Consider the following 7,554-nt stretch of genomic DNA (forward strand, 5'->3'; position numbering starts at 1 on the left):
TCCGGTCCCATCCTACGCGTGGGGCCGAACCGGTGCGCCGGTTCGGTCAACCGGTCTGGGAACGCGGGACGACCACGGCCTGGCGCAGCGAGATCTGCGGCCAGCCGCGCCTGCGCGCGTGCTCGGCCAGCGCCGGGTCGGCGTCCACCGCCACCGGTTCCCGAACCTGTTCGAGCAGCGGGATATCGTTGCGGGAGTCGCTGTAGAAACTCGCCCGGGCGATCGCGTCCTCCGGTTGTCCGCGCTCGTGCAGCCAGCCCTTCAGCCGCTCGATCTTGCCTTCCTGAAAGCAGGGAATGCCGTCCAGTTCGCCGGTGTAGCGTCCCTCCCGGAACTCCGGCTCGGTCGCGAGCAGGTGCTCGACGCCGAGCATGTCCGCGATCGGGCGGGTGACGAAGCTGTTGGTTGCGGTGATGATCAGCAGCGTATCGCCGGCGCCGCGGTGCCGTTCGAGCAGTTCGCCGGCGGCGGGGGCGATCATCGGCTCGATCCGCTCGCGCAGGAATTGCTCGCGCCAGCGCTGCAGTTGTTCCAGCGGGTGGCGGGCCAGCGGGCGGAATACGAAGCGGCAGAATTCGTAGATGTCCAGCGTTCCGGCCAGATATTGCGCGTAGAAGTCGTCGTTGGCGCGGGTGTAGCTCTCGGCATCGACCGCGCCCGCTTCGGCGAGGAACTCTCCCCAGGCGTGATCGCTGTCGCCGGCGAGCAGCGTGTTGTCCAGGTCGAAGATCGCGAGTCGCATGGTCTTGCGTAGGTTCCGGTTCGGTTTCCAACGGTTCCGGATTCTACGTGCCGGGGTTCGGGCATGCGAGTGCGGCGGGCTGGCGTCGCGATTTCCCGGGGGTTTTGCCGATTCCCTGGGCCTGTGGAACAATGCTGGTATCGAAGATGCATCTGGTTCATGCAAGTGATTGATTGTGATGGCTACCGACCCAACGTAGGCATCATCCTGTGTAACGGCGAGCAGCAGTTGTTCTGGGGCAAGCGCGTAGGCCAGGATGCCTGGCAGTTCCCGCAGGGCGGAATCCAGAAGGATGAGACGCCCGAGGAGGCGCTGTTCCGGGAATTGCGCGAGGAGACCGGCCTGCTACCGGAGCATGTGCGCATCCTCGGGGTTACCCGCAGCTGGTTGCGCTACCGGCTCCCGGCGCGCATGGTGCGGCGCAGGCAGCGGCCCGTCTGTGTGGGGCAGAAGCAGCGCTGGTTTCTGCTGCAGCTGACCGGGACCGAGGCCGATTTCCGCCTGGATCTGGGGCAACCGCCGGAGTTCGATGCCTGGCGCTGGATCGACTACTGGCGGCCGGTGCACGAGGTGGTCCATTTCAAGCGCGATGTCTATCGGCGCGCTCTGTGCGAGCTGGTGCCGCTGATGTTTCCCGAACTCGCGCGTGATCCCGGATGCCCGCGGCCGGCGGCGCCGCGCCGGGTGGGTTCGTGACGACCCCCTCCAGGCTGTCGATGCTCGATGTGCTGCGCCGGGTGGTGCAGGAGGTCAACGGCGCGGCGGATTTCTTCGAGGCGCTGCATATCATCGTGACCCGGGTCCGCGGGGCGCTGGACATCGACGTCTGTTCCATCTACCTGAAGTCGCCGCGCAGCGGCCGCCTGGTGCTGATGGCCTCCGAAGGCCTGCGCGAGGAATCCGTGGGCCGGGTGGAGATGGATGTGTCGGAGGGCCTGGTGGGTCTGGTCGCGTCGCGCGCGGAGCCGATCAACCTCGAGAACGCCCCCGACCACCCGCGCTACCGCTATTTTCCCGAGACCGGCGAGGAACGGTTCCTGTCCTTCCTCGGCGTTCCGATCATCCAGCAGCGCAAGTTGCTCGGCGTGCTGGTGGTGCAGCACCACGAGCCGCGCCGGTTCGACGACGAGCATGTCTCCTTTCTGATTACGCTGGCGGCGCAGCTCGCGGGCGCGATCACCCAGGCCGAGTTCACCGACGAGATCGCGAGCGAGACGCCGGAGATCAGCCATGTGAACATCGAGGCCACCGGAATCGCCGGTGCTCCCGGTGTCGCGATCGGCCGCGCGGTCGTCGCCTACCGGCTGGCCCAGCTGGACTCGATCCCGGATCGGGAGGCGCGGGACATCGAGCAGGAACTGGCGCGCTTTGCGGCGGCGGTGGCGGCGACACGCGGGGAGATCGAGGACCTCAAGCGGCGTACCGAGACGGTGCTGCCCGCCGAGGAGCGCGCGCTCTTCGATGCCTATCTGATGCTGCTGGGCTCCGACTCGCTGGCGCAAAGAACCGAGGCGCGGATTCGTGGCGGGCAGTGGGCCGCCGCGGCGTTGCGCGACACCGTGCGCGAGAGCGTGCGTGTGTTCGAGGACATGGAGGACGCGTACCTGCGCGAGCGCGCCGCGGATATCCGCGACTTGGGCCGGCGGGTGCTGTCGCATCTCTTGCCCGACGAGGGCAACGACCAGGAATTTCCCGAGGGCGGCATCCTGGTCGGCGAGGATCTCACCGCGTCGCATCTCGCCGAGGTGCCGATCGAACGGCTCGGCGCGATCGTATCGGCGCGGGGAACCGGTTCCTCGCATATCGCGATCCTGGCGCGGGCGCTGAATGTGCCCGCGGTGATGGGTGTGGCGGATCTTCCGGTCAGCCGCCTGGAGGATCGCGAGGTGCTGGTGGACGGCTATCGGGGGCGGCTGTATGTGAACCCCAGTCCCGAGCTGCGCGCGGAATTCCGGCGTCTGGTGCGCGAGGAGCGCGAGCTGGAGGAAGGCCTGCGCGAGCTTGCGCTGGAACCCGCCGCCACCCGCGACGGACGGGCGGTTCCGGTACTCGCGAACAGCGGCCTGCTGGCGGACATCAAGCCTTCGTTGAACTCCGGCGCCGAGGGGGTCGGGCTGTACCGCACCGAGGTGCCGTTCATGATCCGCGATCGGTTCCCCGGCGAGGAGGAGCAGGTCGAGATCTACCGGCAGATTCTTGCGTCGTTCGATCCGATGCCGGTCACGCTGCGGACGCTGGACGTGGGCGGGGACAAGGCGCTGCCCTATTTCCCGGTGCAGGAGGACAACCCGTTTCTGGGCTGGCGCGGGATTCGCCTGACCTTGGACCACCCGGAGATCTTCCTGACCCAGCTGCGGGCGATGCTGAAGGCGAGCCGCGAGCATCCCAATCTCCAGATTCTGTTCCCGATGATCAGCACGCTGGTGGAGCTGAAGGAGGCGATGGTCCTGCTCAACCGCGCGCGCGACGAACTCCTCGACGAGGGCTTCGTGATCCCGATGCCGCGGGTCGGCGTGATGATCGAGGTGCCGGCTGCGGTGTATCTGGTCGAGACCCTGGCGCGCCGGGTCGATTTCCTGTCCGTGGGGACCAACGACCTCGTCCAGTATCTGCTCGCGGTCGATCGCAACAATGCCCGCGTCGCGAACCTGTACGACACGCTGCATCCCGCGTCGATTCGGGCGCTCGAGCTGATCGCCGAGGGCGCGCGCCGGGCCGGCAAGCCGGTCAGCGTTTGCGGCGAGATGGCGTCGGATCCGGCCGCGATCATCCTGCTGCTCGGGATGGGGATCGACAGTCTGAGCGTCAGCGTCTCGGCGATCGCACGGGTCAAGTGGGTGATCCGCAGCTTCTCCAGCGACCGGACCGAGGCACTGCTGGCGCAGTGCCGTTTGCTGGAGAACCCCGATCAGGTCCGGTCGTTGCTCAACAACGCACTGGTGCAGGCGGGCCTCGGGGGGCTGGTGCGGGCCGGCAAGAACTGATCCGCTTCGAACCATCGAAGCGGGTATCCCAGGGCCGCCCGCGTTCGGGCAGGTGCCCGCTCCGGCGAAGCCCGGGTGCCCCGAACGGGCATGACGGGGTATCATCGCCGGCCACGAAGCCAGATCCATGGGACATCGATGATTTCAGTCGGTATTGTCGGCGCAACGGGGTATACCGGGGTGGAGCTGCTGCGGCTGCTCGCGGACCATCCCGAGGTGCAAATCCGCGCCGTGACGTCACGCGGCGATGCGGGTACCCCGGTCGCCGGAATGTTCCCCAGCCTGCGCGGGCGGGTCGACCTGGATTTCGTCGATCCGGCGCAGGCGCGTCTCGACGAATGCGACGCGGTGTTCTTTGCCACGCCGCATGGCGTCGCGCACGCGATGGCCGGGCCGTTGCTCGACGCCGGCGTGCGCGTGATCGACCTTTCGGCGGATTTCCGGCTGCGCGATGCCGAACTCTGGGCACGCTGGTACGGGCAGCCGCACGGTGCGCCGCAGTGGCTTGGCGAGGCGGTCTACGGGTTGCCGGAACTCAACCGTGAGCGGATCCGTTCGGCGCGGCTGCTCGCGGTGCCCGGGTGTTATCCGACAGCGGTCAGTCTCGGGCTGCTGCCATTGCTGCAGGCTGGCGCGATCGATCCCGACGACATCATCGCGGATGCAAAGAGCGGCGTCAGCGGCGCCGGTCGCAAGGCCCAGGTCGGCGGTCTGTTCGCCGAGGTGGGCGAGAATTTCAAGGCCTACGCAAGCGCCGGTCACCGGCACTGGCCGGAGATCCGGCAGACGCTGGACGAGGTCGCCGGACGCCCGGTGGGGCTGGTGTTCCAGCCGCATCTGGTGCCGATGATCCGCGGGATCCATGCCACGCTTTATCTGCGTCCGGCCGGTGGCGCGACGGATTTCCAGGCGCTGTTCGACGCGTTCTATCGGGACGAACCGTTCGTGGACGTGCTGGCTCCGGGGGCGCACCCGGAGACCGCGTCCGTGCGCGGTACGAACGTATGCCGCATCGCGCTGGCACAGCCGGTGGAATCGGGCCGGCTGGTGGTGCTGTCGGTGATCGACAATCTGGTCAAGGGCGCCTCCGGGCAGGCAGTGCAGGGCATGAACCTGATGTTCGGGTTCCCGGAAGGCACCGGGCTGGGTGCGGCTCCGGTCTTCCCCTGAGTTCGGCGGGGAACGGAGCCCGCAAGTCGCGGGTATTCTTGACTCTCGCCATCGGACTTCATAGCGTATGCCTGAACCGAACACAGGAGAACCCCGATCATGGGCGAAACGATGACCGCTGGCGCTGACGCCGACTTCGAGATGCCGAGTCCGCTGATTTTTACCGACGCAGCCGCGACCAAGGTGAAGAGCCTGATCGATGAGGAGAACAACCCCAACCTGAAGCTGCGCGTGTTCGTCAGCGGCGGCGGCTGCTCCGGGTTCCAGTACGGGTTTACCTTCGACGAGACCGCCGGCGACGGCGATACCGTGGTCGAGAACGGCGGCGTCACGCTGCTGATCGACCCGATGAGTTTCCAGTACCTCGCGGGGGCCGAGATCGACTATACGGAGGGGCTGGAAGGCGCCCAGTTCGTGATCCGTAACCCGAATGCGACGACGACCTGCGGCTGCGGCTCCAGCTTTTCGCCCTAGCAGCGCAAGTTCGACAGGCGGTTAGTGCGCCCGCCTCGATTCCGGGGCGAGATGTTCAGGGGCCGGACCGGCTGAGCGCTGGTCCGGCCCTTGCCGTTTGGGGAGGTGTGAAAAAGCTCCGCGCCATGCGTTATCCGCATGGCTGCGCCTGGCAGCCGAGCTAGCCGGACGCTGCCGGCGGCGGGGCGCGGCCGGGGATCACGCAGCCGAGAATCCGGGGGCCGGAGGCGCCGGTCACTTCGGGAAGGTTTCCGGCGCGGGCGTCGATCGTCTGCCGCGCCAGCCACGCGAACGCGGCGGCTTCCACCTGGTCCGCCGGAAGGCCCAGCGCGCCGGTTTCGCTGACCGGGATATCACCGAGGCGGCGTTCGAGTTGCCGCACCAGCGTCGTGTTTCGTACGCCGCCGCCGCAGATCAGCACCTCGCAGGCCCGTCCGGGGGGGCATCCGGCATGCACCGCATCGGCAATGGCGCTGGCCGTGAGTGCGGTCAGCGTTGCCTGCACCTCGGCCGGGGCGAGCGGATCGAACTGCGGCAACCGCGCTGCCAGCCAATCCGGGGAAAAGTACTCCGGCCCGGTGGTTTTCGGCGCTGGGGCCGTGAAGAACGGATCTTCCCGCAGCGCTTTCAGCAGCTCCGGATGGATGCGGCCCTCTGCCGCCCAGCGCCCGCCGGAGTCGAACGGCAGCCCCCGGTGTTCGCGTATCCAGGCGTCGAGCAGTGTGTTGCCCGGACCGCAATCGTAGCCGAGCACGGGTTGCCCGGGCCGCAGCCAGGTGATGTTGCTGATTCCGCCGATGTTTACCACGGCCCGCGCGCGGGATTGGTGACTGAAGCAGGCGGCGTGGAGTCCGCAGGCCAGCGGCGCGCCTTCGCCCCCGGCCGCGATGTCGCGCTGGCGGAACAGGGCCACGGTGTCGATGCCGGTGCGCTCGGCGATTCGGAACGGATCGCCGATCTGCCAGGTGAACGGCGGGTTGCCGCGAGGGGCGTGATACAGCGTCTGGCCATGGCTGCCGATCGCCCGTACCTGCTCCGGGCGTACCGAGGCCTCTCGCAGCAGTGCGATCGCGGCGTCGGCGAACACTTCGCCGATTCGGGCATCGAGTTCGCCGATTTCCCGGTAGCCGGCCCGCGCCGCCAGCGTGAGCCGGCTCAGTTCGCTGGCGACCGTGTCAGGGTAGGGGTGATGGCGGTGGGCACACACCTGCCAGCCCAGCGGCCCCTGCGCAGCGGCGAGGGCCGCCTCGACGCCATCCCGGCTCGTGCCCGAGATCAGGCCGAGGTAGAGCTGCGGCACTAGTGGCTGCCGGCGCCCAGCGGAATCTCGGCCACCTGGGTTTCCCGCAGCGTGTCGATCTGGGCCAGCAGCGGCGCCGTTTCCTTGCGGAAGGCCTCCAGATGCTGCTTCGGCAAGGGGTCGGCGCGGGGGAGGTCCACCGTCACTGGATTCACCGGCTTCCCATGCACGTGGAACTCGTAGTGGAGGTGGGGGCCCGTGGCCATCCCGGTCATGCCGACGTAGCCGATGATCTGGCCCTGTTGCACGCGCGAGCCCACCGACTGCCCGGAACGGAAGCCGTTCATGTGCGCGTAGAGGGTTCTGCGGTTGTTGCCGTGGTCGATGATCACGGTCTTGCCGTAGCCGCCGCGGTTCCCCCGATGCACGATCCGCCCGTTGCCGGCGGCCCGGATCGGAGTGCCGGTGGGGGCTGCATAGTCGACGCCCTGATGCTGGCGCGTATACCCGAGGATCGGGTGCCGGCGCGGCCCGAATTGGGAACTGATCCGGCCCACGTCCACCGGAGTGCGGATGAAGGCCTGGCGCATGCTTTCGCCGTCCGGCGTGTAGTAATCGGGATCCTTGCCTTCGGGTGCATAGCGCAGCGCGCGCAGAGTACGGCCACGGTTCTGGAATTCGGCGGCGAGCACTGGGCCGTCGCGCAGGTATTCTCCGTCACGGTAGAGGCGTTCGTAGACGACGATCAGACGGTCGCCCTGGCGGATATCCCAGGCGAAATCGATGTCCCAGCCAAACACGTCGGCGATCTGCATCAGCGCCGCGTCGGAGAGCCCGGCGCGCGAGCCGTCGAGGAACAGCGACTGTTCGATCTGGGCGTGGACTATCCGGCGCTGGCTTTCCACCTCGTGCGTGTGCCTCGTCGCGACGAAGTCGTCGCCGAC

7 protein-coding genes (1 of these 7 running past the window's edge) are annotated in these 7,554 nt (G+C 67.9%); 4 read left to right on the forward strand and 3 right to left on the reverse strand.

Annotated features, from left to right (window positions below):
- Nucleotides 1-46 precede the first annotated feature (46 nt).
- A complete protein-coding gene (locus tag THITH_RS02450) occupies nt 47-742 on the reverse strand; it encodes a histidinol-phosphatase (RefSeq protein ID WP_006746088.1) in 696 nt (231 codons plus the stop codon).
- A gap of 159 nt (nt 743-901) precedes the next feature.
- On the opposite strand from THITH_RS02450, the gene THITH_RS02455 reads away from it, so the two are divergent.
- From THITH_RS02455 to erpA, 4 genes are all read left to right on the forward strand, one after another.
- Complete coding sequence (locus THITH_RS02455; protein ID WP_006746087.1) at nt 902-1,438, forward strand: RNA pyrophosphohydrolase; 537 nt, start codon at nt 902-904, stop codon at nt 1,436-1,438.
- A 20-nt stretch (nt 1,439-1,458) separates the two neighbouring features.
- Nucleotides 1,459-3,726, forward strand: coding sequence for a phosphoenolpyruvate--protein phosphotransferase (ptsP, locus tag THITH_RS02460; RefSeq protein WP_006746086.1), 2,268 nt, complete (start codon nt 1,459-1,461; stop codon nt 3,724-3,726).
- A 138-nt stretch (nt 3,727-3,864) separates the two neighbouring features.
- Nucleotides 3,865-4,896, forward strand: coding sequence for an N-acetyl-gamma-glutamyl-phosphate reductase (gene argC / locus THITH_RS02465; RefSeq protein WP_006746085.1), 1,032 nt, complete (start codon nt 3,865-3,867; stop codon nt 4,894-4,896).
- Between the two features lie 99 nt (nt 4,897-4,995).
- Nucleotides 4,996-5,370: an iron-sulfur cluster insertion protein ErpA gene (gene erpA / locus THITH_RS02470; RefSeq protein ID WP_006746084.1), complete on the forward strand. Its 375-nt coding sequence runs from the start codon at nt 4,996-4,998 to the stop codon at nt 5,368-5,370.
- A gap of 160 nt (nt 5,371-5,530) precedes the next feature.
- Here erpA and THITH_RS02475 read toward each other — a convergent pair whose 3' ends face one another.
- Nucleotides 5,531-6,670, reverse strand: coding sequence for an anhydro-N-acetylmuramic acid kinase (locus tag THITH_RS02475; protein ID WP_006746083.1), 1,140 nt, complete (start codon nt 6,668-6,670; stop codon nt 5,531-5,533).
- A protein-coding gene (locus tag THITH_RS02480) for a M23 family metallopeptidase (RefSeq protein ID WP_006746082.1) crosses the window boundary here: on the reverse strand, nt 6,670-7,554 show its 3' portion. The gene runs 723 nt beyond the window's last position; the window shows 885 of its 1,608 coding nt (coding positions 724-1,608); the start codon falls outside the window, past its right edge; it ends in the stop codon at nt 6,670-6,672. The genes THITH_RS02475 and THITH_RS02480 overlap by 1 nt, the downstream gene beginning before the upstream one ends.

Origin of the sequence: Thioalkalivibrio paradoxus ARh 1 (assembly GCF_000227685.2) — a bacterium.
Taxonomy (GTDB): domain Bacteria; phylum Pseudomonadota; class Gammaproteobacteria; order Ectothiorhodospirales; family Ectothiorhodospiraceae; genus Thioalkalivibrio; species Thioalkalivibrio paradoxus.

Excerpts from the sequence above, each read along its gene's own strand:
- erpA (WP_006746084.1), top strand. The coding sequence starts at position 4,996 with ATGGGCGAAACGATGACCGCTGGCGCTGACGCCGACTTCGAGATGCCG.
- THITH_RS02450 (WP_006746088.1), bottom strand. The coding sequence starts at position 742 with ATGCGACTCGCGATCTTCGACCTGGACAACACGCTGCTCGCCGGCGAC.
- ptsP (WP_006746086.1), top strand. The coding sequence starts at position 1,459 with ATGCTCGATGTGCTGCGCCGGGTGGTGCAGGAGGTCAACGGCGCGGCG.
- argC (WP_006746085.1), top strand. The coding sequence starts at position 3,865 with ATGATTTCAGTCGGTATTGTCGGCGCAACGGGGTATACCGGGGTGGAG.
- THITH_RS02455 (WP_006746087.1), top strand. The coding sequence starts at position 902 with ATGCAAGTGATTGATTGTGATGGCTACCGACCCAACGTAGGCATCATC.